Here is a 24,304-nt window from a genome sequence, read left to right as displayed (position 1 = left end):
GCGGTGCCTCAGAACGGGTAGTGCCGCGGCGTGGTCTGCACCGTGAGCCAGCGCAGCTCGGTGAAGGCCTCCACGCCGGCCTTGCCGCCGAAGCGGCCGTAGCCCGAGGCCTTCACGCCGCCGAAGGGCATCTGCGCCTCGTCGTGCACCGTGGGCCCGTTGACGTGGCAGATGCCGGCCTCGATGCGGCGCGCCACGTTCCAGGCGCGCGCGATGTCGCGGCCGAACACGGCCGACGAGAGGCCGAAGGCGTTGTCGTTGGCGGTGGCGATCGCGGCCTCGGTATCGGCCACGCGCACGATGGCCTTGAGCGGACCGAAGGTCTCCTCGCCGTAGACGCGCATCGCGGGCGTCACGCGGTCGAGCACGGTGGCCGGCATCAGCGTGTTTTCGGCGCGGCCGCCGCACACCAGCACCGCGCCCTGGGCCAGCGCATCGTCGATCAGCGCGTTGCAGCGCTCCACGGTCGCCATGTCGACCACCGAGCCCAGCACCACCGGGCCCTCGCGCGGGTCGCCCAGCGGCAGGCTCTTCGCGCGCGCCGCGAACCTGGAAACGAACTCGTCGGCGATGCGCTCGTCGAGCACGATGCGCTCGGTCGACATGCAGATCTGGCCCGAGTTGGCGAAGGCGCCGAACACGGCGGCATCGACCGCGGCGTCGATGTCGGCATCGTCGAGCACCACGAAGGGCGCCTTGCCGCCGAGCTCGAGCACGGCGGGCTTGAGGTGGCGCGCGCAGGTCTGCGCGATCAGCCGGCCCACGCGCGTGGAGCCGGTGAAGTTGACGCGCCGCACCGCCGGGTGCGCGACGATCGCGTCGACCACCTCGGCCGCGTCGGCCGGCGCGTTGGTCACGAAGTTCACCGTGCCCGGCGGCAGGCCGGCATCGTGCAGCGCATCGACGATCAGCGCATGGGTCTGCGGGCACAGCTCCGAGCCCTTGAACACCACCGTGTTGCCGCAGGCCAGCGGCGTGGCGAGCGCGCGCACGCCGAGGATCACGGGCGCGTTCCACGGCGCGATGCCGAGCACCACGCCGGCCGCCTGGCGCACGCCCATCGCGAGGCTGCCGGGCACGTCGGAGGGAATCACCTCGCCGCCGATCTGGGTGGTGAGCGCGGCCGCCTCGGTCAGCAGCCCGGCCGCGAGGTGCACGTTGAAGCCGGCCCACAGCGCCGAGGCGCCGGTCTCGCGCGCCATCGCCTGCACGAAGTCGTCGTGGCGCGCCTCGATCGCCTGCGCGGCCTTCAGCAGCAGCGCGCGCCGCTCGCCGGGGCCGGTCTGCGACCAGGCGCCGAACGCCTGTTGCGCGGCCTCGACCGCGGCGACGGCATCGCGCGCGGTGGCGGCGGGGGCGCGCGTGGCGACGGCGCCATCGAGCGGGTTGCGGCGCTCGAAGACGGCGCCGCCTTCGGCCGGACGGCGTTCGCCGCCGATGCGCATGAGGATGTCGGTCATGGGGAAGTCCTTGGCTGGAAGAAAGAAGGTTCAGGCGACGCCGAGGTAGGCCTGGCGCACCGCGTCGGAATCGAGCAGCGCGCGGGCCTCGCCCGCGGCCACGATGCGGCCGCGCTCGAGCACGTAGCCGCGGTCGGCGGCCTGCAGTGCCTTGCGCACGTTCTGCTCGACCATCAGCACGGTCACGCCCTGGTCCGCGATGCGGCGCACGATGGCCAGCAGTTCGTCGACCATGCGCGGCGCGAGGCCCAGCGAGGGCTCGTCGAGCATCAGCAGGCGCGGCCCGCTCATCATGGCGCGCGCCACCGCCACCATCTGCTGCTCGCCGCCGCTCATGGTGCCGGCCAGCTGCTCCGCGCGTTCGCGCAGCCGCGGGAAGTCGTCGAAGGCGCGCGCCAGCCGCTCGGCGCGCAGCGCGGCGGGCACCAGCCAGCCGCCGAGCTCGAGGTTCTCGGTCACGGTCATCTGCGCGAACAGCTGGCGGCCCTCGGCCACCAGCGCCATGCCGCGACGCACGCAGGCGGTGGCATCGCCCGCGGGCAGCGCCACGCCGTCGAGCAGCGCCTCGCCGCGGCGCGGCAGCAGGCCGGCCAGCGCCTTCAGCAGCGTGGTCTTGCCGGCGCCGTTGGGGCCCAGCACCACGGTCACGCCGGGCTGGGCCTCGAGATCGAGCCCCTGCACCACCTCGAAGCCGTGGTAGCCGGCGCGCAGGCCGCGCACGGCGAGGCGGCTGCCTTCGTTCGATGCAACGCTCATGCCGTGGCCTCCATCTCGTCGCCCAGGTAGGCCTCGATCACCTCCGCGTTGCGCACCACCTCGGCGGGCGTGCCGTCGGCGATCTTGCGGCCCTGGTGCAGCACCAGCACGCGCTCGACGTACTTCAGCAAGGTGGTCACCGCATGCTCGATCCACACCACGGTGAGGCCGTGCGCGTCGCGCAGCCGGCGGATGCGCTGCGCCATGGCCTCGACCTCGGCCTCGGTGAGCCCGGCCGCGACCTCGTCGAGCAGCAGCACGTGCGGCCGCGTGCCGAGCGCCATGCCGATCTCGAGCAGCCGCTGCTGCGAGGGCGTGACCTCGGCCGCGAAGCGCTCGGCGAGCGCGCCCAGGCCCAGCATGTCGAGGATCTCCCCCACGCTCGCGAGGCCCGGCTGCGGCGCGCGGTGGCGGCCCGCGAACTGCATGCCGAAGCGCACGTTGTCTTCGAGGCTCATGCCGGCCATCACGCGCGGCGTCTGGAAGGTGCGCGCGATGCCGTGCGCGGCGAAGCGGTGCGGGCCGCGGCGCGTGAGGTCGATGCCGCCCTCCACCAGCAGCTGCCCGCCGGTGGGCATCACCACGCCCGAGATGGCGTTGAAGAAGGTGGTCTTGCCCGCGCCGTTGGGGCCGATGATGCCGACCAGCTCGCCGGCATGCAGCGCGACGCTGACCGCGTCGACGGCGGTGAGGCCGCCGAAGCGCACGCTGACCTCGCGCGCCTCGAGCAGCAGGGGCCGCGCGGCCTCAGACATGGCGCGCCCCCTTCGCCTTGCGCCGCCACAGCGACGCCAGCCCCTCGGGCAGGTACATCACGCACAGGATCAGCAGCAGCCCGAGCACCATCATGTAGCCATAGGGCAGTTGCAGCCGCAGGGTCTCGGACAGCACGCTGAACACCACGGCCGCGAGCACCGGCCCGCCGATGCTGGCGGCGCCGCCGATCATCGCGATCAGCACGGTCTGGAAGCCGATGAAGGGGCTGAAGACGGCGGCCGGTTCGATGTAGGTCCAGCGCACCGCCATCGCCGCGCCGACCGCGCCCGCGAAGGCCGCGGTGAGCGCGAAGCCGGCGATCTTCACGCGCCGCGTGTCCACGCCCAGGGTCTGGGCGCGCTGCTCGTCGGCACCGATGCCCGCGAGCGCGAGGCCGAAGCGGCTGCGCTTCACGGCCATCGCGGTGGCGATCGCCAGCACGGCGATCGCGAGCACCGTGAGGTAGACGGTCTCGTTGGACGGCACCTCGGTCAGCACCCGGCCCACCGTGCCCGAGACCTGCTTCTCGACGAAGGTCAGCGCATGCCGGATCAGCTCGGTCATGCCGAAGGTCAGCACCGCGAAGTAGGTGCCGCGCAGGTGCAGCACGGCCGCGCCCATCAGCAGCGCGACCGCGCTCGCGATGGCGGCACCGCCGAGGATCACCAGCGGCCAGGGCAGCACGTCGAGCAGCACGGCGCTGGCATAGGCGCCGAGGCCGAAGAAGGCCGAGGTGGCGAGCGACAGGTAACGCGTGGCGCCGCAGAACAGCGACCAGCTCGTGGCCAGCGCGATGTACATCAGGCAGCCCAGCGCCACCGAGCTCAGGAACTCGCTGGCGACCCAGGGCACGCAGGCGGCGAGCGCGGCGGCCGCGCCGAGCAGCAGCCAAGGCCGCGCGGAAGAAGAGGACAGGGAACTCATCGCGAGAACAATCCGTTGGGCCGCCAGATCAGCACGCCGATGAACACGGCGTACGACAGCAGCATCTTGAGCGAGGGGCTGGTGAAGTACATGCCCAGCGCCTCGACCACGCCGAGCAGCAGGCCGCCGACCAGGCTGCCGGCGATGCTGCCGAAGCCGCCGAGCGTGATGACGATCAGCGCGGTCACGGTGTAGGGCTCGCCCATCGAGGGCGAGATCTCGTAGGTCATCGACAGCAGCGCGCCGGCCACGCCCGAGAGGCCCAGGCCGATGCCGAACATCAGCGGGTGCAGCCGCCGGGTGTTGATGCCGACCAGTTGCGCGCCGGTGGGCGACTGCATCAGCGCGCGCACCGCCTTGCCCAGCAGGGTGCGCTTGAGCAGCGCCACCAGCACCAGGCTCAGCGCAAGCGCGACGCCGAACAGCACCAGCTTGTTGGCCGTGAAGCGCATCGCGCCGAGCTGCACCGGCTCGGCCAGGTAGTCGTAGCCGCGCAGGTCGCCGCCCCACACCAGCAGCGCGGTGTTCTGCACCAGGAACATCAGGCCGAAGCCCACCATCAGGCTGCGCGCCTCGAACACCTCGACGCTGGGCGCGCGCGCCGCCACCTGGCGAAAGCACAGCCAGTGCACCGCCATGCCCAGCGCCATCAGCAGCGCGAAGGCCACCGGAACGAACAGCAGCGGCGAGATGCCCAGCGCGGTGTGGGCCCACCAGGTCAGGAAGGCGCCGAGCATCAGAAACTCGCCGTGCGAGATGTTCATGATGCGCATCAGCCCGTACTGCAGGTTCAGGCCGATGGCCACCAGCGCGTAGATGCCGCCCGAGATCAATCCGCCGGCCAGCAGCTCGGCCCATCCTCCGAAAGACATGCGGCTACTTCCAGGCCGGCTTGGGCGCCAGCTGCGCGGTGGCGCGGTCCTTCGGCCACACGACCTCGAACTCGCCGCCCTGCCATTGCGCGACGGTGCCGGGCACCGAGGCGTTCTCGCTGCCCTCGAAGCGGATCGGCCCGAGGATGGTCCTGAACTCGGTCTTCGCGATGTGCTCGCGCAGCGCCTTGCGGTCCAGCCCCACGCTGGCCACCGCCTGCTGCAGGATCTCGAGGCCGGCCCAGGCATGGCCGCTGGCCCAGCGGTCGGGCTCCTTGCCGAACTTCTTCGTGTGGGCGTCGAAGTAGGCCTTGGCGCCGGGGCTGGTCTTGCCGTTCCACGAGCCCATGCCGATCACGCCCTCGGTGTTGGCGGCCATCACGTTCTTGTAGAGCTGGAAGGCGGTGCCGACCGAGGCATAGAAGAACTTCGGATTGAAGCCCACCTCGCGCGCCTGGCGGCTCGCGAGGATGGTGTCGGGCGGGTAGGTGATGCCGATGAAGGCATCGGGATTCAGGTCCTTGATGCCGCGCAGCACCGGCGCCAGGTCCTTCACGCCGAGCGGATAGCTCTTGCGCTCCACCACCTGGATCTGCGTCTTCTTGAGCGCGTTGTTGAGCGCCGCGAAGTTCTCGAGGCCGAACAGGTCGTCCATGTAGACGATGGCCACGGTCTTCGCGCCCTGGGCCACCAGCAGGTCGACCAGCGCGCCCATCATCTTGTCGGGCTGCTGCAGCAGCGAGAAGAAGTAGGGCAGCCGCATGTCGATGAGCTTGCGCGACAGCGCGGTGGGCGCGAGCAGCGGATAGCCGAGGCGGTTGGCCAGCGGCGCGACCGCGAAGTTGGCGCCCGAGCCCCAGGGCGGCAGCACCAGGTCGACCTTGTCGCTGCCCATGAGCTTCTCGAAGGTGCGCACGCAGGTCTCGGTCTCGCTGCGATCGTCGTAGCCGATCAGCTCGATCGGACGCCTGGCGCCGCCCTTCAGCGCGAGGCCGCCGGCCGCGTTGACCTGCTCGGCCCACAGCAGGTAGTTGGGCTCCTGGCTCACCTGCGCGCCCGCGGCCCAGGGACCGGTGCGGGCGATGGCATAGCCGATGCGCACCGGCACGCCCTGCTGGGCGAACAGGCGCGGCGCCATGGCAGCGGCGCCGAGCGCGGCGGCGCCCTGGATCCAGCGGCGGCGAGGGGTGTGGAACACGGCGGTCTCCTTCGATGTTCGGGTCGTGCGGCGCCCGGTGCGGGCCCTGCCGGCATCGTAGGAACGGCCCCGCGCGCTCGCTGTGCCGGCGGTGCACAAAGCGCTTGTCCCAGCGTGCAGCCGGCTAGTGGTTAACCCGCAAGGCGAGGCGGCGCCCGCGCGGCCCACAATGGGCGCCCCATCCACCCCCCAATGCCTCCCGCCGCGCCATGACCGCATCGCAACTGCTGTCGACCGACGAAGTGCCGCCGCGCGAGCGCGGCCCGGCGTGGTGCGAGTGGGTGTACCGCCACTTCGGCGGCTTGGGCTCCGACCTCTACGGCGACGAGGTGCCGTTCGACGGCCACCTGGCGGCCTCGCGCGCGGGCGACGTGATCCTCACGCGCCTGGAGGCCAACCGCCACCGGGTGCTGCGCACCGCGCAGATGGCGCGCCTGAGCGACGCGGCCTACCTGAAGATCGTGGCGCCCTGGCAGGGCTCGGCCGAGGTGGTGCAGAAGGGCCGCGCGGCGGCGGTGCGCTCGGGCGGCTGGACGCTCTACGACACCACGCTCGACTACACGGTGGCCAACCCCGAGCGCAGCGACCACCTGATCGTGATGCTGCCCAAGGAACAGCTGGCCCTGCCCTCGCTGCCGCTCGCGCAGCTGGTGGCACGGCGCGTCGGCGGCACCAGCGGCATCTCGCGCGTGGCGCTCGAGACCATGCGCAGCACCTACCAGGAGCTGCCCTCGATGAGCGAGGCGGCCGCGCGCGGCGCGGGCGAGCTGCTGATCCAGCTGGTGCGGCTGTCGCTGATGGAGCTGGCCGGCCAGCACACGCAGCAGACCCAGCGCGAGGCGCTGGCCGACCGCATCCGCCACCACGTGGCGCAGAACCTGCACGACCCGGCCCTGTCGGTCGAGGGCATCGCGCAGGCGCTGCGCTGCAGCAAGCGGCTGCTGCACGGCGCCTTCGCCGATGGCGAGGACACGCTCGCGGGCCACATCCAGCAGCAGCGGCTGGCCGCCAGCATCCGCGCGCTGCGCGACCCGGCGCGCGCGGCCGAGCCCGTGACCGCCATTGCGCTCGCGGCCGGCTTCGTGAACCTCTCGCACTTCAGCCGTGTGTTCCGCGCCCACACGGGCCTGAGCCCGAGCGATTTCCGGCGCCAGGCGCTCGGCTGAAGCCGGGGGTCCGCGGCGCTGCGGATAATGGTCGCCTCCCCTGTCCCCCCCCGCAGACGCCATGACCCTGTCCGCCTACCTGCTGTTCCTGCCGGCCTGCTTCGCCATCAACATGGCGTTCGGCCCCAACAACCTGCTCTCGGTGAGCAACGGCGCGCGCTACGGCATCGCGCAGGCCGTGACCGCCGCGGCCGGCCGCCTGGTCGCCTTCGCGCTGATGATCGCGATCGCCGGCCTGGGCATGGGCGCGGTGCTGGTCGCGTCCGAACTGGCCTTCGACATCGTCAAGTGGATCGGCGCCGCCTACCTCGTGTGGATCGGCATCCGGCTGCTGCGCGCGCCCGCGCCCGAACTGGCGCAGCAGGCGCGCGAGCTCGCGGGCCCGCCGCCGATGCGCGTGCTGGTGCGGCAGGAGTTCACCGTCGCCGCGGGCAACCCGAAGGCGATCCTGGTGTTCACCGCCTTCTTCCCGCAGTTCGTGGTGCCGGGCGCCTATGCCTCGAGCTACCTGCTGCTGGGCCTGACCTTCCTGGTCTTCGAGGTGGTGGCGATCGCGCTCTATGCGCTGCTCGGCGCGCGCATGCGCCGGCTGGCCGGCGGCAGCCGCGCGATGCGCTGGTTCAACCGCGTGAGCGGCAGCATGATGATCGGCTTCGGCTGTCTGCTGGCGCTGACGCGGCGGCCGAGCTGATCGACGCCCGCCCTCTTTTCCAGCTTCAAGCCTTCAGGTACTCGGCCTTGGTGCCGAGCCAGCGGTCGATGTGCCGCCGCGCCAGCTCGGGATGCTGCTCGAGCATGCGCGGCGCGAGTTCGCGTGCCCAGTCGAGCAGCAGCGTGTCGGTCGTGAGGTCGGCGAAGCGCAGCAGCGGCGCGCCCGACTGGCGTGCGCCGAGGAACTCGCCGGGCCCGCGGATCTCGAGGTCGCGGCGCGCGATCTCGAAGCCGTCGCTGGTCTCGGCCATCGCGCGCAGCCGCGCGCGCGCCGCCTCGCCGACGCGGCCGCTGTCGCCGGGCGCATAGAGCAGCACGCAGGCCGAGGCCGCCGCGCCGCGGCCCACGCGGCCGCGCAGCTGGTGCAGCTGCGACAGGCCGAAGCGCTCGGCATGCTCGATCACCATCAGCGAGGCATTGGGCACGTCCACGCCGACCTCGATCACCGTGGTGCTCACCAGCACGTGCATCTGGTTGGCGGTGAAGGCCGCCATCACCGCCTGCTTCTCGGCCGTGGGCATGCGCGAATGCAGCAGGCCGACGTTGACCTGCGGCCCGAGCAGGTCGGCCAGCTCGTCGCGCGTGGCGGTGGCGTTGCGCAGGTCGACCGCCTCGCTCTCCTCGATCAGCGGGCAGACCCAGTAGACCTGCCGGCCCTGCTCGATCTGCGACTGGATGCGCGCGATCACCTCGTCGCGCCGGTGCTCTGCCACCAGCCGGGTGACGATGGGCGTGCGGCCCGGCGGCAGCTCGTCGAGCGTGGAGACGTCGAGGTCGGCGTAGTAGCTCATCGCCAGCGTGCGCGGGATCGGCGTGGCGCTCATCATCAGCAGGTGCGGTTCGAGCTCGTCGCGCGCCTTGCCGCGCAGCGCCAGCCGCTGCGCCACGCCGAAGCGGTGCTGCTCGTCGATGATCGCCAGCGCGAGGTTGTGGAAGCGCACCTTCTCGGAGATCACGGCATGGGTGCCGATCACCAGCGCGGCCTCGCCGCTCTCGACCGCCGCGCCCATGGCGTCGCGCTCCTTCTTCTTCTGGCTGCCGGTGAGCCAGGCCACGCGCAGGCCGCGCTCGGCCAGCAGCGGATCGAGCCAGCCGACCAGCTTGCCGAAATGCTGGGCCGCGAGGATCTCGGTCGGCGCCATCAGCGCGCACTGGAAGCCCGCGTCGATGCAGCGCGCCGCCGCGAGCGCGGCCACCACCGTCTTGCCCGAGCCCACGTCGCCCTGCAGCAGCCGGTGCATCGGCAGCTCGCGCCCGAGGTCGCGCGCGATCTCCTCGCCCACGCGCGCCTGCGCGCCGGTCAGGCCGAAGGGCAGCACGGCCAGCAGCGCGTCGTGCAGCGAGCCCTTGCCGCCGACGGGCGCGGCCGCCATGTCGAGCATCGGCGCGCGCTGCGCCGCGCGCTCCATGCGCGCCTGCATCTGCGACAGCTGCTGCGCCAGCAGCTCCTCGGCCTTGATGCGCTGCCAGGCCGGGTGGCTGTGGTCCTCGAGCGTGGCCATCGCCACGTCGGGCGTCGGGTAGTGCAGGAAGCTCAGCGAGGCGCGCAGGTCCCAGGCGCCGCGCAGGCCGATCTGCACCGGGATGGTCTCGTCGAGCACCGCGCGCGCGAGGCCCGAGCGCACCTCGCGCCGCAGCACCGGCTGCGCGAGGCCGGCCACGGTCGGGTAGACCGGCGTGAGCGCCTCGGGCAGCGCGGTGCCCGCGGCCTTGACCGTGGGATGCATCATCTGCCGCCCGACGAAGCCGCCGCGCACCTCGCCGCGCACGCGCACCCGCGCGCCCACCGCGAGCTGCTTCTGCTGCGAGGGATAGAAGTTGAAGAAGCGCAGCTGGCAGGTCTCGCCGCCGTCGTCGATGGTCACGATGAGCTGGCGCCGCGGCCGGTAGGCCACCTCGGCCTCGGTCACCACGCCCTCGATCTGCGCGGTGTCGCCGTCGCGCGTGTCGGCCAGTCGCACCACGCGGGTCTCGTCCTCGTAGCGCATCGGCAGGTAGAGCGCGAAGTCGATGTCGCGCACCAGGCCGAGCTTGCGCAGCGCGCGCTGCACGACGCTGAGGCCGCTGCCCGGTGGGCCGGCGGGAGCAGCGGGTGCAGGCGTGGCGGCGCCCGGTGCGTTCGGCGCGGCAGCGGGTGTGGAGGCTTTCTTCTTGGCGGGCACGGACAGGTCTTCTAGCGTGGACGGCAAAGGTCCGTCAAGGCGCCGCGCGCATCGGGGAACATGAACTGGAAGCCGCCGCGCAGCAGCCGCGCGGGCACCACGCGCTGGCCTTCGAGCAGCAGGTCGACCTGCTCGCCGAGCAGCAGCTTCACGGGTGCCGCGGGCGTGGGCATCCAGCAGGGGCGATGCAGCACGCTGGCCGCGACGCGCGTGAAGTCGTGCTGGCTCAGCGCCCGCGGCGCGGTCACGTTGAAGGCCTGCGCGGCCGGCGTGCCACCTTCGCGTTCGATCCGGCTCCAGGCATGCGCGAGCGCGCGCACCAGGTCGTGCACATGCACCCACGACAGCCACTGCCGCCCGCTGCCCAGCCGCCCGCCGACACCGAGCCGCACCGGCAGCAGCAACTGCGGCAGCGAGCCCTGGTGGCCCAGCACGAAGCCGAAGCGCATGCAGGCCACCTGCACGCCCAGCGCGACCGCGGCCTGCGCCGCATGTTCCCAGCGCTGGCACAGGCGCGACATGAAGATGTCCTGCGGCAGCGCCTCCTCGTCGAGCGCGGTGGCATCGCCCTGCGGCTGCACGCCGTAGTAGCCGATGGCCGAGCCCGAGAGCAGCAGCCAGGGCTTGCGCGGGCGCGCGGCCATCCATTCGACCAGTTGCCGCGTCAGGCCCTCGCGGCTGGCCAGCAGCTGGCGCTGGCGCCGCTCGCTCCAGCGCGCGCCGAGGATGCGCGCGCCCGCGAGGTTGACGACCACCTCGATCTCCTCGACCGCGGGCAGCTCGGCCAGCGATTGCACGCAGCGCACCGCGCCGCCGAAGTTCCAGGCCGCCGCGCGCGCGTCGCGCGTCCACACCGTGACCGCATGGCCGTCGGCCAGCAGCTGGCGCACGAGGATCTGGCCGATGAAGCCGGTGCCGCCCGTGACCAGCACGCGCCGCGGCCGCGCGCCGAAGCGCACCGGCGCCTCGGTCTCGCGCACCCGCGCCTGGCGCCGGCGCCGCAGCAGCGCGCGCGCCGCGAAGGCATCGCGCAACCCCGACACGCCCACCCCCACGCCGCACAGCGCGAGGAAGGCGCCGAGCCAGCCCTGCGGCTGCCAGGCCAGCGCGGTCGGCTCGGCGGCCCAGCCGACGGCCGCCAGCGCCAGCAGCGCGATGAAGGCGCCCGCGTTGATCGCCAGCACCGTGTGCGTGACGCGCTCGGTGGGCGGCAGCAGGCGGCTGCGGTCCTCGACCACGAAGTCCCACAGCGTGAGCACGATCTCGACGCCGAACACGGCGAGCAGCACCCAGGCCCAGGCGCCATGCCAGGCCCAGGACGAGAGGCCGATGAACAGCAGGCAATAGATCGACGAGCGCGTGGCGTGGATCGCGAGTTCGCGCCCGGCCGAGGCGCGCCGCGGCAGCGCCTCGGTGCCCTCGTGGTGGTAGAGCGTGTCGAAGGCGCCGAGCGCGCCCTGGGCCGCCATCAGCTGCAGCGCCAGCAGGTGCGTGTCGATCATGCGGGGGCGGACACTTCCTCGAACACGCCGACCTGGGTGAAGGTGGTGCCCATCAGCGGGTGGCGGATCTCGATGCGGATGTTGAAGCGCTCGGGCGTCTCGTTGTGGTGCCAGAGGAAGGTCTTGCCCGGCGTGAGCAGGCCCGGCAGCGGGATGCGCCAGCCGAACAGGTCCCAGAAGTAGCCGTCGCTGCGGAAATGCAGGCTGCCGTTCTCCACGCTGAGCACCAGCTTCATGCCCAGTCCCATGCCGACGTACTCGAGCACCTCGCCGCGCTCGCTCTCGCGCATGAAGCTGGTGAACTGGATCGGCCGGCGCCCGTGCAGCCGGTAGATGCGTTGCTTGTAGATCGCGGGGTCGCCGGGCTTCGCGTAGACCTGGATCTCGACCGGGAAGTCGGCGTCGCTGTAGGGGATCAGCGCGCCCTGGATCAGCGGCTGCGTGAGGTGGCCCAGCAGCCGACCGAAGCGCGAGCAGCGCAGCTCACTGAGCCGGCCGCTGTAGTGCAGCGCCTTGCCGGGCGAGGGGTTCTTGTCGAAGCGGCGGCGGATGTCGGCATGCAGGCCCTGCCAGGCGGCGCCGAGGATCTTCTTGAAGAGCTCGCCCTCGGAGGGTCCGGGCGCGGACCCGGCCTCCTGCGAAACGCGCGCTGCATGTGTATCGACCATGCGGCGATTTTGCCTCGCCGGCTCTGGCCCGACCCCGCAGCGGCGCCCGGTTTTCGCGCCATGGGACAATCGCCGCCTCGCTCTCCGAACGGCCCCTCGCGGCCCCCTCTTGGAACGGGCCCGTCCGGCCCTCAAGCATCATGCGCGCCTTCACGCTCTCCGATTTCGATTTCGCCCTGCCGCCCGAGCTGGTAGCGCAACACCCGGCCACCGAACGCACCGCCTCCCGCCTGCTCGACGGCACCGGCCCCGCCCCGGCCGACCGCATCTTCCGGGACCTGCCCTCGCTGCTGCGCGAGGGCGACCTGCTGGTCTTCAACGACACCCGCGTCGTCAAGGCGCGCCTGTTCGGCGAGAAGCCGACCGGCGGCAAGCTCGAGCTGCTGGTCGAGCGCGTGCTGCAGGGGCAGGAGGTGGTGGCCCACATGAAGGTCAGCAAGAAGCCGCCCGTGGGCACCACGCTGCAGATGGTCGGCGGCTTCCGCGCCACCCTGCTCGGCCGCTGGCCCGAGGAGGACGGCGCCCTGTTCCGCTTCGCCTTCGAGAGCGACAGCGGCGAGAACCCCTACCTGCTGATGGAGCGCTGCGGCCACGTGCCGCTGCCGCCCTACATCACGCACGACGACTCGGCCGAGGACGAGCGCCGCTACCAGACCGTGTTCGCGCGCGTGCCCGGCGCCGTGGCCGCGCCCACCGCCGCGCTGCACTTCGACGAGGGCCTGCTGGCCGCGCTCGAGGCGCGCGGCGTGCAGCGCGCCAACGTCACGCTGCACGTGGGCGCCGGCACCTTCCAGCCGGTGAAGACCGAGAACATCGCCGAGCACACCATGCACGCCGAGCGCTACGAGGTGCCCGAGGCCACGCAGCGTGCCATCGCCGAGTGCAAGGCGCGCGGCGGCCGCATCGTGGCCGTGGGCACGACCACCGTGCGCACGCTCGAGTCGTGGGCCAGGAGCGGCGAGGCCGCGGGCGACACCCGCATCTTCATCACGCCGGGCTTCGCCTTCGCGCACGTCGACCTGCTGGTCACCAACTTCCACCTGCCCAAGAGCACGCTGATGATGCTGGTCTCGGCCCTCGCGGGCTACGAGCGCGTGATGGCGCTCTATGCGCACGCCATCGCGCAGCGCTATCGCTTCTTCAGCTATGGCGATGCGATGCTGCTCGCGCGCCAACCGAGAACAGAGGACTGACCCCATGCTGAACTTCGAACTCCTCAAGACCGACCCCGACAGCCACGCGCGCCGCGCCACGCTCACGCTCAACCACGGCGTGGTGCAGACGCCGATCTTCATGCCCGTGGGCACCTACGGCACCGTCAAGGGCGTGATGCCGCGCAGCCTCGAGGAGATGGGCGCGCAGATCATCCTGGGCAACACCTTCCACCTGTGGATGCGCCCGGGCCTGGACGTGATGCAGAGCTTCGGCGGGCTGCACCAGTTCGAGAAGTGGAACAAGCCGATCCTCACCGACTCGGGCGGCTTCCAGGTCTGGTCGCTGGGCGCGATGCGCAAGATCAGCGAGGAGGGCGTGAAGTTCGCGTCGCCGGTCAACGGCGACAAGCTGTTCCTCACGCCCGAGGTCTCGATGCAGATCCAGACCATCCTCAACAGCGACATCGTGATGCAGTTCGACGAGTGCACGCCCTACGACACCAAGGGCCACATCACGACCGAGGCCGAGGCGCGCATCTCGATGGAACTGAGCCTGCGCTGGGCGAAGCGCTGCCAGACGGAATTCGAGCGCCTGTCAAATCCGAACGCGCTGTTCGGCATCGTGCAGGGCGGCATGTTCGAGAACCTGCGCGAGGAGTCGCTGGCGGCGCTGGTCGAGCTGGACTTCCCGGGCTACGCCATCGGCGGCGTGAGCGTGGGCGAGCCCAAGGAAGAGATGCTGCACATCATGGGCCACACGCCGCACCGGCTGCCGGCGAACAAGCCGCGCTACCTGATGGGCGTGGGCACGCCCGAGGACCTGGTGCAGGGCGTGGCCGACGGCGTCGACATGTTCGACTGCGTGATGCCCACGCGCAATGCGCGCAACGGCACGCTGTTCACGCGCTTCGGCGACCTCAAGATGCGCAACGCGCGCCACAAGAGCGACCCGCAGCCGATCGACCCGAGCTGCACCTGCCATGCCTGCGCGGGTACTTCGGGCGTGAGCTGGAACGACGGCGGGCGCGAGGGCTTCAGCCGCGCCTACCTGCATCACCTCGACCGCTGCGGCGAGATGCTCGGGCCGATGCTCACGACCATCCACAACCTGCACTACTACCTGAACCTGATGCGCGAGATCCGCGAGGCGCTCGACGCGGGCACGTTCACGGAATTCCGGGCGCGCTTCAAGTCGGAGCGCGCGCGCGGCGTCTGAGACGCGACGGGCGTTCCGCGCTAACCTCGCGGGCTTCCAGGCTGTCGTCTTCCACGCCCATGAACACCGCACCCTCGCCCTACACCGCGCGCTATCCCTCGCTCGCCGAGCGCACCGTCTTCATCTCGGGCGGCGCGAGCGGCATCGGCGAAGCGCTGGTGCGGGCCTTCCATGCGCAGGGCGCGAAGGTCGGCTTCTGCGACCTCGACACCGCCGCGGGCCAGGCGCTCGCGGGCCAGCTGCGCGGCGGGCATCCCGCGCTGTTCCTGCCCTGCGACGTGACCGACACGGCCGCGCTGGGCGCCACCATCGACGCGGTGCGCTCGCACTTCGGGCCGGTGGGCGTGCTGCTCAACAACGCAGCCAACGACCGCCGCCACGAGATGGCCGACGTCACCGACGAGGACTTCGACCGGCTGGTGGCCGTGAACCTCAAGCACCAGTTCTTCGCCGCGCAGGCGGTGGCGCCCGACATGCGCGCGCTGGGCGGCGGCTCGATCGTCAACTTCGGCTCGGTCAGCTGGATGATGAAAGGCCGCGGCTACCCGGTCTACCAGGCCTGCAAGGCGGCCGTACGCGGCCTCACGCGCTCGCTGGCGCGCGACCTGGGCAAGCAGAACATCCGCGTCAACACGATCGTGCCGGGCTGGGTGATGACCGAGCGGCAGCTGCGGCTGTGGGTCAAGCCCGAGTCGGGCGCGGAGATCGACGCGGCCCAGTGCCTGCCGGGCCGCGTGATGGGCGAGGACATCGCGGCGATGGCGCTGTTCCTGGGTGCCGACGATTCGCGCATGTGCACGGCGCAGGACTACGTGGTGGACGCGGGCTGGACCTGAAGCCTTCTTCGCGCCTCCAAAGCAAACAGCCCGGCAATGCCGGGCTGTTTGCATGGTGGAAACAGCGCGGATCAGTCGCGCAGTTCCGCCGGCACCTTGCCGCCGTTGGCGGCCAGCTTGGTCATGACCTGGCGGTGCAGCCAGATGTTCATCTTGGCGCTGTCGCTGGTGTCGGCGCCGTAGCTCAGTTCGGCCGCGAGCTGCTTGCGCGCGTCGAGGCTGCTGTCCAGGCCCAGCAGCTTCATCAGGTCGACGATGGAGGTGCGCCAGTTGAGCTGCTTCGCGCCCGGCATGCCGTCGAGCAGGGCCTCGACGTCGACCACCGTGATGGCCGGCGGCGGTGCGGCGGCGGCCGGTGCGCCCGCGGGGGCCGGCGCAGCGGGGGCAGCGGGTGCTGCGGCCGGCGGTTGCGCGGCCTGCGCGGACGGGAAGATCTTGGAAAGGATGCTGCCGAAGATGCTCATTGCGCGTACTCCTTCGAGGTGAGGCATGGAACGGACCGGGGCTGCGGCCGCGAACGCGGCGCAGCGGGCGGTTGTAGCACGAGCGCGTGACCGCCCTCCTCAGGTCGCGGGTTGCGGCGGGATCCGGGGCGTGAAAGATTTCGCGTCCGCCTCCGACGATGTGGCCGAGGCACCGCAGGCATGGCAGAAGCGCGAGAAGGCACTCTTGCGCGTCTCGCAGACCTCGCAGTGGTCGTGCAGGCCGATGCCGCAGTGCGGGCAGAAATCGATCGCCGTGTTCTTCAGGTCCACCGGCCGTTCGCAGCCGGGGCACACGCCCTTGTCGAGCCGCGCCAGCGCGGTGTCGTAGCTCAGCTCCTCGCGCCGCACCTGGTCGGGCTGCTGCTCGGCCAGCTTCTGGCGCGCGAGGTAGTTGTTGAGCGCGACGATCGCGTAGCGCCCCACCAGCACCGTGAGCACGATGCCCACCACGTAGCGCACGTAGCCGCCGTAGCTCGGCAGGTAGGGCACGAGTTCGACGAAGAAGGCGAACAGCGCGAACAGGATGAAGCCCCAGACGAAGGGCCACCAGGTGCTCTTGCGCTTCTTCACGAACAGCCAGCCCGCGACTACCAGGAGCGGCAGCGTGAGCGCGAGCCGGTAGGCGAACACGCGCAGCTCGATGCGGCGGTACTCGGCGTCGAGCTTGACCTGCGCGTCGCGCTCCAGCTCGGCCAGCGTGGTGCGCGCGCGCTGCTCGGCCTGGCGCGCGTCGAGCATGCGCTGCTGCTGCGCGTTGACCTGGCGCTGCACCGCCTCCTCCTTCTGCTTGATGGCATCGAGCGCCTTGGTGCGCGCGATCAGCTCGGGGTCCTGGTCGGGCTGCGCGGTGGCGCGGCGCGTGGCGATCCAGTTGCCGAAGGTCTCGCGCGCATTGGCGCCGGCCTGCTGCGCGGCCTGCAGCTGCAGCCGGATCTGGTCGAGGTCGCGCGAGGCCTGCAGCTCGGCCGCCTCCGAGGCCTTGACGGTGGCGCGCAGCGGATCGGCCGCGCGGTGGTCGATGAAGTCCTCGATGGTGCGCACGCGCTCGACCTGCGGCAGGTCGCCCACGATGGTGCTGCCCAGCCCGATCAGGAAGCCCGCGAACACCAGCGCCACCAGCCAGAGGCCGCGGCGGAACCATTTCTCGGAGAGGCGCAGGGATTTGCTCATGTCGTCGTTCCTTCCATTCTTCTCGTGCGGGCCGCGCTCACAGCTTGAGCGCCACCGGCGCCGCGCCCAGGCCCGCGCGCTGCAGCCATTCGAACACCGAATCGACGGTCACGGTCTCGATGCGGTCCGAGAAGCGCTTGTCGTTGGGATGGTCGTCGAAGGCGATGTTGGCCGAGCCGATGCGCCCGCCCAGGCGGGTCAGCGGACCGAGCTTCAGCGTGGTGGGCTCGTAGCCCTTGAACTGCAGCCAGGCCTGCGCCTGCGAGCGGTTGGCGATGGTGGCGGGCTCCATCGCGGCGGCCAGCGTCTCGAGCGCCCACTGGTTCGACTGCTGGTACTTCTGGCCCCAGGCGTAGCTGACGATGCTGTAGGGCGCGGCATGCAGCCGCACCAGGCGCGGCGTCGGCTCCTTGAGCGCGGCCAGCAGCTGCGCCTGCACCTGCGGCGTGGGCACGACCCAGGCGGCCTCGTAGCGCCAGAGGTCGTCGAGGAAGAACTCGCCGAGCCCCTGGCGGTAGACGGCCGCCACCGCGGTGCCGCACTGGTTGAGCTTGTGCACCACGCGCCACGGGCCGGCGTCGGTCTTGTAGGCGAGGCCGAAGTGCGAGTAGCGCAGGCCGTACTTGCTGAGGTCCTGGCCGGCGCGCGCCAGCACGACGACGCGCGCGCCGCTGGCATCGAGCTGCTGCGAGGTGCGCTCGGCCAGCTCCATGCCCTTGGCGATCAGCGCGGCGCCGGGCTTGACCTGCTCGCACGAGCGGCCGGCCTGCGCCTGCAGCGGCAGGGCCGCCGCGGTCAGCAGGGCCAGCGCCATGACGACGGCGGCGCGTTTCACGACAGCCTCTCGTTGGCCAGCAGCGCGCGGCCGATGGCGTTGGGCACGAAGGCCAGCACCTCGCCCGCGGCCGAGAGCACGACGCCGGTGCCGATCACGCTGACGACGATGGCGGTGCCGACCGCGGTCGAGGCGCCCTGCGCCACGCGGCCCGCCACCTTGACGCTGGCACGCGCGCCGTCGGTGGCGCGTTCGAGCACGTAGACCGTGCCGTCGGCCGAGGCCTCGACGGCGACCACGGTCAGGATCGAGCCGCCGACCGAGAGCGCGGCCGGCACTTCGCTGGCCTTGGCGGCCGAGGCGCCGGCGGCACCGACCGCGGAGGCGCCGACCAGCACCGAGGCCACGGGCAGCATCGACAGCGCGATGGAGGCATCGCTCTGGGCGCGGGCCACGGGTGCCGCGAGCGCGGCGAAGGCGGTGCAGGCGGCCACGAGGACGGTGGCCAGGGACTTGCGGGCGAAAGCGGTGTTCATGATCGGGCTCCTTGCGTGGGGGTGCGGGCGGTCACTCGGCGGCGACCGGGGCCTGGGCGGCTTCGACGCGGGCGGCGTGGCGGCCTTGCAGGCGGGCTTCGGCGAGGTCGGCCTCGTGGCGGTCGCGCAGGGTCTTGGCCAGCGTGAAGGCCGAGCTGATCAGGAACAGCCAGCTCACGCCGAGGAAGGCCTTGTAGGTGTCGTTGACCTCCATGCGCAGCAGGCCCCAGCCGGTCAGCAGCATCGCGACGAAGAAACTGCCCCAGACGACCAGCTTCCACATCGGCAGGTCGCGGCCGGCGGCATGCTGGTTGTCGCGCACGAACTTCGAGAGCACGAAGGCGGTGCTCAGGCAGAACACATAGCCCATCACCATGAAGGCCCGGTCCAGTGCCTCGCCCGGCAGCCAGCTCAGGCCGGTCGCGCAGAGGAAGACGGCGATCCCGAAGGACGCCCAGACCTGGAACTGCCAGGCCCGCGTGTCGCGCTGGACCGGGGCGTTGGTGATGGTGTTGGCTATATGGGTTTGCATGAGTGCCTCGCGGCGTAGTGAAGGTGGGCGGATGATGGTCCGCCCCCGCGCCGTGGGACTCGAATGATTCGACCGGTTCAGCGTTTCGGCTCCGGCGGTATCTCCAACGGATACTTTTCGGGGGATCCCGCCCCCAAAGAAAAAGCCGCCCGAAGGCGGCCTGGTCCGTGCGTGCAGCCCGGCCTCAGGGATTGAGCAGCCCGCCCACGCGCTGCTGCAGCAGCTCGGGCCGCACCTCGGCCGGCGCCACCGCGGCGCCGACGTTGAGGCCCACGCGGCTGAAGAAGCCGCGGCGGAAGGGCTTGACCATCGCCACCGGTTCGCCGCCGCGCAGCTCGATGCGGCTGAAGAACGAGCCCCAGAGGTTGGTCAGCGCCATCGGGATCACGGGCGGCTCGAGGCCCTCGGCGCGCGCGCTGTCCACGATCTTCATCACGCCGCCCTTGAAGGGCTGCAACGCGCCGTCGCGCGTGATCGCGCCCTCGGGGAAGATGGCCAGCAGGTCGCCCTCGCGCAGCACGCCGAGCGCCTTGGCGAAGGCCGCCTCGTAGGCCGCCGGGTCCTCCTTCTGCGGCGCAATCGGGATCGCCTTGGCGAGCTTGAACAGCCAGCCGAGCACCGGCACCTTGAAGATGCGGTGGTCCATGATGAAGCGGATCGGCCGCGGGCTCGCGGCCATCAGCAGCACCGCGTCGATGAAGCTCACGTGGTTGCACACCAGCACGGCCGGGCCCTCGACGGGGATGTGCTCGTCGCCCTTGATGTCGAAGCGGTAGACGAAGCGCGACAGCACCCAGGCCACGAAGCGCAGCAGGTACTCGGGCACCAGCATGAAGATGTAGAAGGCCACCACCGCGTTGGCGATGCCGGTGAACAGGAAGATCTGCGGGATGGTGAAGCCCGCGCCCAGCAGCGCGCCGGCGATGACCGAGCTGCCGATCATGAAGAGGGCGTTGAGGATGTTGTTGGCCGCGATGATGCGCGCGCGGTGCGTGGGCTGGCTGCGCAGCTGGATCAGCGCGTACATCGGCACGCTGTAGAGGCCCGCGAACAGCGACAGCAGCGCCAGATCGGCCATCACGCGCCAGTGCGCGCTCTGGCGCAGGAAGGCGCCGAGCCCCATCTCGGGCACCGCGGGCAGGCCGCGCGCGGCGAAGTACAGGTCGATCGCGAACACGCTCATGCCGATGGCGCCCAGCGGCACCAGCCCGATCTCGACCTGGCGCCGGCTCAGCGTCTCGCACAGCAGCGAGCCGACGCCGATGCCGATCGAGAACACCACCAGCAGCAGCGAGGCGACCTGCTCGTTGCCGTGCAGCACCTCCTTGGCGAAGCTCGGGAACTGGCTCAGGAACACGGCGCCGAAGAACCACATCCACGAGATGCCCAGCAGCGAGCGGAACACCACGATGTTCTCGTGCGCCAGCTGGAGGTTGCGCCAGGTCTCGCTGACCGGGTTCCAGTTGACGACCAGGCCCGGGTCGGTGGCCGGCGCCGGCGGGATCGCCTGCGCCACGGCGCGTCCGATCAGGGCCACCGCCACGCAGGCGATCGCCACGCTCAGGTGGCCGATCTGCGGCACGGCCACCAGCAGGCCGCCGGCCACCTGGCCCAGCAGGATCGCGACGAAGGTGCCCATCTCGACCATGCCGTTGCCGCCCGTGAGCTCGCGCGCGTCGAGCACCTGCGGCAGGTAGGCGAACTTGACCGGGCCGAACAGGGTGGAGTGCAGGCCCATGAGGAACACGCAGCCCAGCAGGATCACCGCGTCGGCGCGCACGAAGCCCCAGGCCGCGATCAGCATGATCACGATCTCGAGGTTCTTGACGAAGCGGATCATCTTCGTCTTGTCGAACTTGTCGGTGAGCTGGCCCGCGGTGGCCGAGAACAGCAGGAACGGCAGGATGAACAGCGCGCCGATCACCAGCCCCGCCATCGAGGGCTGCATCCAGCTCAGCTGCAGCTGGTAGGTCACCATCACGGTGAAGGCGAACTTGAACAGATTGTCGTTCGCCGCGCCCGCGAACTGGGTCCAGAAGAAGGGCGCGAAGCGCCGCTGGCCGAGCAGCGCGAACTGGTTGGCGTGCGCGTTCGCTTCGTGCGAGTCGGCGGGGGACGAGGGCGCGGCAGCGGCGGGCGTTGTCATTCGGAAGCTTCTCCTCTTGGCGGCTCCGCGCGGCCCCCGGCGGGGAACGCTCGCGGGGCCGGGGGCTGTCGTCAGGCCGTCAGGGCGGCCGCGCCGGGATTGTGCCGCAGGGCCGCGGCGCGCCAGCCGCGGTCGAGCCGCTGGAGCGCGGTGAGCACCGGCAGCGCGGCCAGGGCGGCGCACAGGTGCTTGAGCGTGTGGCCCGAGATCACGCCCTGCGTGGCCTCGTAGATCGGCTGGTCGGCCAGCTCGAAAACCTTGGCCAGCACATAGGCCGCGATCACCCAGCCCAGGCGCAGGCCGACGGCGCCGGAGATCGGCCGCGACAGCGCCAGCGTGAGCACCAGCGCCATGCCGCCGAACTGCACCAGCGCCCAGGGCAGCACGTTGCCGGTCTCCTGCGCGATCTCGGCCGACAGCAGGCCGGTGGTGAGCACGAACCAGGCGGCCGGCCAGCCGGCGCGCTGGCTCACGCGCTCGCAGACCGCCATCCCGATCAGGCCGGCGAAGGCGACCGCCATGCCGGCACGGTCGGCGGCCAGCCGCGGCGCGTCGGGCGCCAGGTGATAGAAGGCCGAGCCGGCGGCGGTGGCGATCAGGCCGGCGAAGAACAGCCAGGCGCAGTCGAGCGTGTTGTCAGGCGGATCGCTGGCCGGCGGCGCGAGCGGGAAGCCGGACAGCGCCTCGTGGTGCGCGCGGTCGATGCGGTTGAGCCAGTACAGGCCCCAGCAGCCCATGAGCAGGAAGGGCAGGTTGCTCAGCACGTCCATGGCGTTGGGCAGGCCGTGCCAGGCGCGGGTGTCGGCGAACACCAGGGCGATCGCGACCTCGGCGGCCGGCAGCACCGGGCCGACGATGCCGATCAGGAGCAGCAGGCCCAGGAAGAAGGCCAGGCCACGTTCGCGGCGTGTCAGGGAGTGGAGGAGCATGTCTGTTCTCGAAGTTGGGTGATGGCGGGATGGCCGATCGGTTGGCGGGCGGAATTTAGTTGCCAGCCTCTCCCCAGGCATCGAGAATCGATACGAGGCACTATTTCACACCCATCGGTATCTCCAACCGATACCCAACCGGAACCCTGCCACCTTCATGAGCACCACCGTCGATCTCGTCCAAGCCCTCAAGAACGAACTCAAGAGCGCCCGCATGACCTACGCCGACCTGGCGCGCTCGCTCGACATGGCCGAGTCCAGCGTCAAGCGGATGCTGGCCAAGAGCGACATGCCGCTGTCGCGCGTGGACGCCATCTGCCGCGCGCTGAAGATCGATTTCGCCGAGCTGGCGCGGCGCGTGGCCGACGCCCAGCCGCTGCTCAAGGAACTGACGCACGAGCAGGAGAAGGCCGTGGTCAAGGACAAGAAGCTGCTGCTGGTGGCGATCAGCGTGCTGAGCCAGTGGACGCTGGAGCAGATCGTGACGGCCTACCGGATCAGCGAGGCCGAGTGCATCGGCTTCCTGGCCCAGCTCGACCGGATCGGGATCATCGAGCTGCGGCCGCTGAACCGGTACCGCCTGAAGCTCGCCAAGACCTTCCGCTGGCGCCCGCACGGGCCGGTGATGGAGTTCTTCCGCGAGAACGTGGTGCTCGACTACTACCGCGGCGGCTTCGACGGCCCGGCCGAGGGCCTGCTGCTGGTGCACGGCTCGATCAGCCGTTCGCTGGCGCCGGCCTTCCTCGAGCGGCTGCAGCGCGTGGCGCAGGACTTCGCGCAGCAGCACCAGACCGACCAGAAGCTGTCGCCCAAGGACCGCGAGGGCTACACGCTGCTGCTGGGGATGCGCAACTGGGAGTTCGAGCTGTTCACGCGGCTGCGGCGGGCCTGAGCCCGGGCCGCCGGGGTCAGGCCTTGGCGGCTTCGAGCGTGTCGCGCGTGGTCCGCGCCGCGGCGCGCGCGGCCTCGGCGAAATCGTCGCCCGACGAGGCATAGATGATCGCGCGCGAGGAGTTCACGACGATCGGCGCGTCGGCGCGCCAGCCGGCGCGCACGGTGGCGACCGCGTCGCCGCCCTGGGCGCCGACGCCCGGGATCAGCAGCGGCACCGTCGGCGCCAGTGCGCGCACGCGCTCGATCTCGGCCGGGTAGGTGGCGCCGACCACGAGGCCGAGCTGGCCGTTGAGGTTCCACGGGCCCTGCGCCAGTCGCGCCACGTGCTCGTAGAGGAAGGGCTGGCCCTCGACGCTCGCCAGCCGCTGGCCCTGCAGGTCGGAACCGCCGGGGTTGCTGGTGCGGCACAGCAGGAAGGCGCCCTTGCCGTGGTGGCGCAGGTAGGGCTCGACCGAGTCGAAACCCATGAAGGGCGAGAGCGTGACCGCGTCGGCGCCGTAGCGCTCGAAGGCCTCGATCGCGTACTGCTCGGCCGTGGAGCCGATGTCGCCGCGCTTGGCGTCGAGGATGGTGGGCACCTGGGGCGCGTTGCGGCGCATGTGCTCCATGAGCTGCTCGAGCTGGTCCTCGGCGCGGTGGGCCGCGAAGTAGGCGATCTGCGGCTTGAAGGCGATGGCGAGGTCGGCCGTGGCGTCGACGATGCGGGCGCAGAAGTCGTAGATGCGGCGCGCGTCGCCCTTGAACTGCCCCGGGAACTTCGCCGGCTCCGGATCGAGCCCCACGCAGAGCAACGAACCGTTTGTTTGCTGCGCGGCGGCAAGCTTGTCGAGGAAAGTCATGGGGGCGATTTTAAAGGGGGCCCCCGGCCCGGCTCAGCCCGCCTCGGGCTGCTGCGCGGCCGCCAGGCACAGGTCGGCCCAGGCGCGGCCCTTGTCGACCGGATTGCGCAGCAGGTAGGCCGGGTGGTAGGTGGCGACCACCGGCACGCCCTCGAGCTGCGCCGCCTGGCCGACCCGCCCGCGCAGCTTGCCCAGCGGCTCGCCGCTCTGCATCAGGCCCTGCGCGGCCAGCGGGCCCATGGCCAGCACCAGCCGGGGCGCGAGCGCCGCGGCGTGTTCGGCGAAGGCTTCGTCGAGCGGGCGCGGGCCGCCGGGCTGGCCCGAGGCCACGCCGCGGTGCAGGCGCATCAGGTGCACCGGCACGCCGCCCTCGTGCAGCTTGAGCGCGCGCAGCATGTTGTCGAGCAGCCGGCCGGCATCGCCCGCGAAGGGCTCGCCGTGGCGGCCGTCGACCTCGGGCGGCATGTCGGCCAGCACCAGCCAGCCGCCCTGCGGCGCAACGCCCTCGGCGGCGTCGGCATAGAGGCGGCACGGGGCCTCGACCAGCACGGCCGCGCCGTGGCCGGCCGGGACCGGCGCCGGGCGCGGCCGCGAGGATGCGATCGTCATGAGCATGC

At 71.5% G+C, this 24,304-nt stretch carries 24 protein-coding genes; 6 read left to right on the top strand and 18 right to left on the bottom strand.

From position 1 onward, the window contains the following. Nucleotides 1-8: 8 nt before the first annotated feature. The 6 genes from AC07PU_RS36705 to AC07PU_RS36680 are packed head-to-tail and all read right to left on the bottom strand — an operon-like array spanning nt 9 to nt 5,906. Entirely contained in the window at nt 9-1,460 is a 1,452-nt protein-coding gene (locus tag AC07PU_RS36705; protein ID WP_495322965.1) for an aldehyde dehydrogenase, read from the bottom strand. A 30-nt stretch (nt 1,461-1,490) separates the two neighbouring features. Then, a complete protein-coding gene (locus AC07PU_RS36700) occupies nt 1,491-2,216 on the bottom strand; it encodes an ABC transporter ATP-binding protein (RefSeq protein WP_495322964.1) in 726 nt (241 codons plus the stop codon). Next, complete coding sequence (locus AC07PU_RS36695) at nt 2,213-2,971, bottom strand: ABC transporter ATP-binding protein (RefSeq protein ID WP_495322963.1); 759 nt, start codon at nt 2,969-2,971, stop codon at nt 2,213-2,215. The genes AC07PU_RS36700 and AC07PU_RS36695 overlap by 4 nt, the downstream gene beginning before the upstream one ends. Continuing rightward, on the bottom strand, nt 2,964-3,896 hold the full coding sequence (locus AC07PU_RS36690) for a branched-chain amino acid ABC transporter permease (RefSeq protein WP_208509741.1): 933 nt from the start codon (nt 3,894-3,896) through the stop codon (nt 2,964-2,966). Before AC07PU_RS36690 ends, AC07PU_RS36695 begins: the two co-directional genes overlap by 8 nt. Beyond that, nucleotides 3,893-4,768, bottom strand: coding sequence for a branched-chain amino acid ABC transporter permease (locus AC07PU_RS36685; RefSeq protein WP_431510739.1), 876 nt, complete (start codon nt 4,766-4,768; stop codon nt 3,893-3,895). Before AC07PU_RS36685 ends, AC07PU_RS36690 begins: the two co-directional genes overlap by 4 nt. Nucleotides 4,769-4,772: 4 nt before the next feature. Further along, nucleotides 4,773-5,906, bottom strand: a complete 1,134-nt coding sequence (locus tag AC07PU_RS36680; RefSeq protein WP_495323027.1) for an amino acid ABC transporter substrate-binding protein — start codon at nt 5,904-5,906, stop codon at nt 4,773-4,775. Between the two features lie 269 nt (nt 5,907-6,175). Between AC07PU_RS36680 and AC07PU_RS36675 the strand changes: the two genes are divergently transcribed. Continuing rightward, the gene (locus AC07PU_RS36675) at nt 6,176-7,132 is read left to right on the top strand and encodes an AraC-like ligand-binding domain-containing protein (RefSeq protein WP_208509743.1); all 957 of its coding nucleotides are present in this window, start codon (nt 6,176-6,178) and stop codon (nt 7,130-7,132) included. 61 nt (nt 7,133-7,193) lie between these two features. Then, complete coding sequence (locus tag AC07PU_RS36670) at nt 7,194-7,823, top strand: LysE family translocator (protein ID WP_208509744.1); 630 nt, start codon at nt 7,194-7,196, stop codon at nt 7,821-7,823. Nucleotides 7,824-7,848: 25 nt separating this feature from the next. Here AC07PU_RS36670 and recG read toward each other — a convergent pair whose 3' ends face one another. Genes recG through AC07PU_RS36655 form a run of 3 tightly spaced genes read right to left on the bottom strand, consistent with a single transcriptional unit; the run spans nt 7,849 to nt 12,175 of the window. Next, on the bottom strand, nt 7,849-10,005 hold the full coding sequence (gene recG, locus AC07PU_RS36665; RefSeq protein WP_495322962.1) for an ATP-dependent DNA helicase RecG: 2,157 nt from the start codon (nt 10,003-10,005) through the stop codon (nt 7,849-7,851). An 11-nt stretch (nt 10,006-10,016) separates the two neighbouring features. Next, nucleotides 10,017-11,507: a TIGR01777 family oxidoreductase gene (locus AC07PU_RS36660; RefSeq protein ID WP_495322961.1), complete on the bottom strand. Its 1,491-nt coding sequence runs from the start codon at nt 11,505-11,507 to the stop codon at nt 10,017-10,019. Next, nucleotides 11,504-12,175 carry a DUF4166 domain-containing protein gene (locus AC07PU_RS36655; RefSeq protein ID WP_495322960.1) on the bottom strand — a complete coding sequence of 224 codons (672 nt, stop codon included), beginning with the start codon at nt 12,173-12,175 and terminating at the stop codon, nt 11,504-11,506. The genes AC07PU_RS36660 and AC07PU_RS36655 overlap by 4 nt, the downstream gene beginning before the upstream one ends. A 140-nt stretch (nt 12,176-12,315) precedes the next feature. Here AC07PU_RS36655 and queA point away from each other — a divergent pair, with 140 nt between their 5' ends. From queA to AC07PU_RS36640, 3 genes are read left to right on the top strand one after another with little or no spacing between them, the layout of a single operon-like run. After that, nucleotides 12,316-13,368 carry a tRNA preQ1(34) S-adenosylmethionine ribosyltransferase-isomerase QueA gene (gene queA / locus AC07PU_RS36650; RefSeq protein WP_495322958.1) on the top strand — a complete coding sequence of 351 codons (1,053 nt, stop codon included), beginning with the start codon at nt 12,316-12,318 and terminating at the stop codon, nt 13,366-13,368. Between the two features lie 4 nt (nt 13,369-13,372). Then, nucleotides 13,373-14,545 carry a tRNA guanosine(34) transglycosylase Tgt gene (gene tgt, locus AC07PU_RS36645; protein WP_495322957.1) on the top strand — a complete coding sequence of 391 codons (1,173 nt, stop codon included), beginning with the start codon at nt 13,373-13,375 and terminating at the stop codon, nt 14,543-14,545. Between the two features lie 59 nt (nt 14,546-14,604). Continuing rightward, complete coding sequence (locus AC07PU_RS36640) at nt 14,605-15,381, top strand: SDR family NAD(P)-dependent oxidoreductase (protein WP_495322955.1); 777 nt, start codon at nt 14,605-14,607, stop codon at nt 15,379-15,381. A 71-nt stretch (nt 15,382-15,452) separates the two neighbouring features. Here AC07PU_RS36640 and AC07PU_RS36635 read toward each other — a convergent pair whose 3' ends face one another. The 7 genes from AC07PU_RS36635 to AC07PU_RS36605 form a co-directional block, all read right to left on the bottom strand. Then, nucleotides 15,453-15,845 carry a DUF3597 domain-containing protein gene (locus tag AC07PU_RS36635; RefSeq protein WP_093351205.1) on the bottom strand — a complete coding sequence of 131 codons (393 nt, stop codon included), beginning with the start codon at nt 15,843-15,845 and terminating at the stop codon, nt 15,453-15,455. Nucleotides 15,846-15,944: 99 nt separating this feature from the next. Then, on the bottom strand, nt 15,945-17,036 hold the full coding sequence (locus tag AC07PU_RS36630) for a serine endopeptidase (protein ID WP_495322954.1): 1,092 nt from the start codon (nt 17,034-17,036) through the stop codon (nt 15,945-15,947). A 37-nt stretch (nt 17,037-17,073) separates the two neighbouring features. Next, entirely contained in the window at nt 17,074-17,850 is a 777-nt protein-coding gene (locus AC07PU_RS36625) for a DUF2145 domain-containing protein (RefSeq protein ID WP_495323026.1), read from the bottom strand. Nucleotides 17,851-17,867: 17 nt separating this feature from the next. Beyond that, nucleotides 17,868-18,347 (bottom strand): hypothetical protein, encoded by a 480-nt coding sequence (locus AC07PU_RS36620; RefSeq protein WP_495322953.1) that lies wholly within the window; start codon nt 18,345-18,347, stop codon nt 17,868-17,870. Between the two features lie 31 nt (nt 18,348-18,378). Beyond that, entirely contained in the window at nt 18,379-18,879 is a 501-nt protein-coding gene (locus tag AC07PU_RS36615; protein WP_495322952.1) for a YiaA/YiaB family inner membrane protein, read from the bottom strand. A 184-nt stretch (nt 18,880-19,063) separates the two neighbouring features. Next, nucleotides 19,064-21,025, bottom strand: a complete 1,962-nt coding sequence (locus AC07PU_RS36610) for an MFS transporter (RefSeq protein ID WP_495322951.1) — start codon at nt 21,023-21,025, stop codon at nt 19,064-19,066. A gap of 71 nt (nt 21,026-21,096) precedes the next feature. Beyond that, nucleotides 21,097-21,954, bottom strand: coding sequence for a hypothetical protein (locus AC07PU_RS36605; RefSeq protein WP_296788675.1), 858 nt, complete (start codon nt 21,952-21,954; stop codon nt 21,097-21,099). 157 nt (nt 21,955-22,111) lie between these two features. On the opposite strand from AC07PU_RS36605, the gene AC07PU_RS36600 reads away from it, so the two are divergent. Further along, the gene (locus AC07PU_RS36600) at nt 22,112-22,846 is read left to right on the top strand and encodes a helix-turn-helix domain-containing protein (RefSeq protein ID WP_057596203.1); all 735 of its coding nucleotides are present in this window, start codon (nt 22,112-22,114) and stop codon (nt 22,844-22,846) included. 16 nt (nt 22,847-22,862) lie between these two features. On the opposite strand, the gene pyrF is transcribed toward AC07PU_RS36600, so the two are convergent. Together pyrF and AC07PU_RS36590 are read right to left on the bottom strand one after the other, a co-directional pair. Next, complete coding sequence (gene pyrF, locus AC07PU_RS36595; RefSeq protein WP_093351223.1) at nt 22,863-23,687, bottom strand: orotidine-5'-phosphate decarboxylase; 825 nt, start codon at nt 23,685-23,687, stop codon at nt 22,863-22,865. Nucleotides 23,688-23,720: 33 nt separating this feature from the next. After that, nucleotides 23,721-24,304: uracil-DNA glycosylase family protein (locus tag AC07PU_RS36590; RefSeq protein ID WP_495322950.1), on the bottom strand; the 584-nt coding region annotated here is incomplete at its 5' end.

It is taken from the genome of Variovorax sp. GW821-FHT10D07, assembly GCF_059415325.1.
The sequence above is the reverse complement of the archived record's forward strand: the minus strand, read 5'-3'. Positions and strand labels throughout refer to the sequence as shown.

Coding starts and splice junctions, on each gene's coding strand:
- AC07PU_RS36705 (WP_495322965.1), bottom strand. CDS start 1,460: ATGACCGACATCCTCATGCGCATCGGCGGCGAACGCCGTCCGGCCGAA.
- AC07PU_RS36700 (WP_495322964.1), bottom strand. CDS start 2,216: ATGAGCGTTGCATCGAACGAAGGCAGCCGCCTCGCCGTGCGCGGCCTG.
- AC07PU_RS36695 (WP_495322963.1), bottom strand. CDS start 2,971: ATGTCTGAGGCCGCGCGGCCCCTGCTGCTCGAGGCGCGCGAGGTCAGC.
- AC07PU_RS36690 (WP_208509741.1), bottom strand. CDS start 3,896: ATGAGTTCCCTGTCCTCTTCTTCCGCGCGGCCTTGGCTGCTGCTCGGC.
- AC07PU_RS36685 (WP_431510739.1), bottom strand. CDS start 4,768: ATGTCTTTCGGAGGATGGGCCGAGCTGCTGGCCGGCGGATTGATCTCG.
- AC07PU_RS36680 (WP_495323027.1), bottom strand. CDS start 5,906: ATGGCGCCGCGCCTGTTCGCCCAGCAGGGCGTGCCGGTGCGCATCGGC.
- AC07PU_RS36675 (WP_208509743.1), top strand. CDS start 6,176: ATGACCGCATCGCAACTGCTGTCGACCGACGAAGTGCCGCCGCGCGAG.
- AC07PU_RS36670 (WP_208509744.1), top strand. CDS start 7,194: ATGACCCTGTCCGCCTACCTGCTGTTCCTGCCGGCCTGCTTCGCCATC.
- AC07PU_RS36660 (WP_495322961.1), bottom strand. CDS start 11,507: ATGATCGACACGCACCTGCTGGCGCTGCAGCTGATGGCGGCCCAGGGC.
- AC07PU_RS36655 (WP_495322960.1), bottom strand. CDS start 12,175: ATGGTCGATACACATGCAGCGCGCGTTTCGCAGGAGGCCGGGTCCGCG.
- queA (WP_495322958.1), top strand. CDS start 12,316: ATGCGCGCCTTCACGCTCTCCGATTTCGATTTCGCCCTGCCGCCCGAG.
- tgt (WP_495322957.1), top strand. CDS start 13,373: ATGCTGAACTTCGAACTCCTCAAGACCGACCCCGACAGCCACGCGCGC.
- AC07PU_RS36640 (WP_495322955.1), top strand. CDS start 14,605: ATGAACACCGCACCCTCGCCCTACACCGCGCGCTATCCCTCGCTCGCC.
- AC07PU_RS36635 (WP_093351205.1), bottom strand. CDS start 15,845: ATGAGCATCTTCGGCAGCATCCTTTCCAAGATCTTCCCGTCCGCGCAG.
- AC07PU_RS36630 (WP_495322954.1), bottom strand. CDS start 17,036: ATGAGCAAATCCCTGCGCCTCTCCGAGAAATGGTTCCGCCGCGGCCTC.
- AC07PU_RS36625 (WP_495323026.1), bottom strand. CDS start 17,850: ATGGCGCTGGCCCTGCTGACCGCGGCGGCCCTGCCGCTGCAGGCGCAG.
- AC07PU_RS36620 (WP_495322953.1), bottom strand. CDS start 18,347: ATGAACACCGCTTTCGCCCGCAAGTCCCTGGCCACCGTCCTCGTGGCC.
- AC07PU_RS36615 (WP_495322952.1), bottom strand. CDS start 18,879: ATGCAAACCCATATAGCCAACACCATCACCAACGCCCCGGTCCAGCGC.
- AC07PU_RS36610 (WP_495322951.1), bottom strand. CDS start 21,025: ATGACAACGCCCGCCGCTGCCGCGCCCTCGTCCCCCGCCGACTCGCAC.
- AC07PU_RS36605 (WP_296788675.1), bottom strand. CDS start 21,954: ATGCTCCTCCACTCCCTGACACGCCGCGAACGTGGCCTGGCCTTCTTC.
- AC07PU_RS36600 (WP_057596203.1), top strand. CDS start 22,112: ATGAGCACCACCGTCGATCTCGTCCAAGCCCTCAAGAACGAACTCAAG.
- pyrF (WP_093351223.1), bottom strand. CDS start 23,687: ATGACTTTCCTCGACAAGCTTGCCGCCGCGCAGCAAACAAACGGTTCG.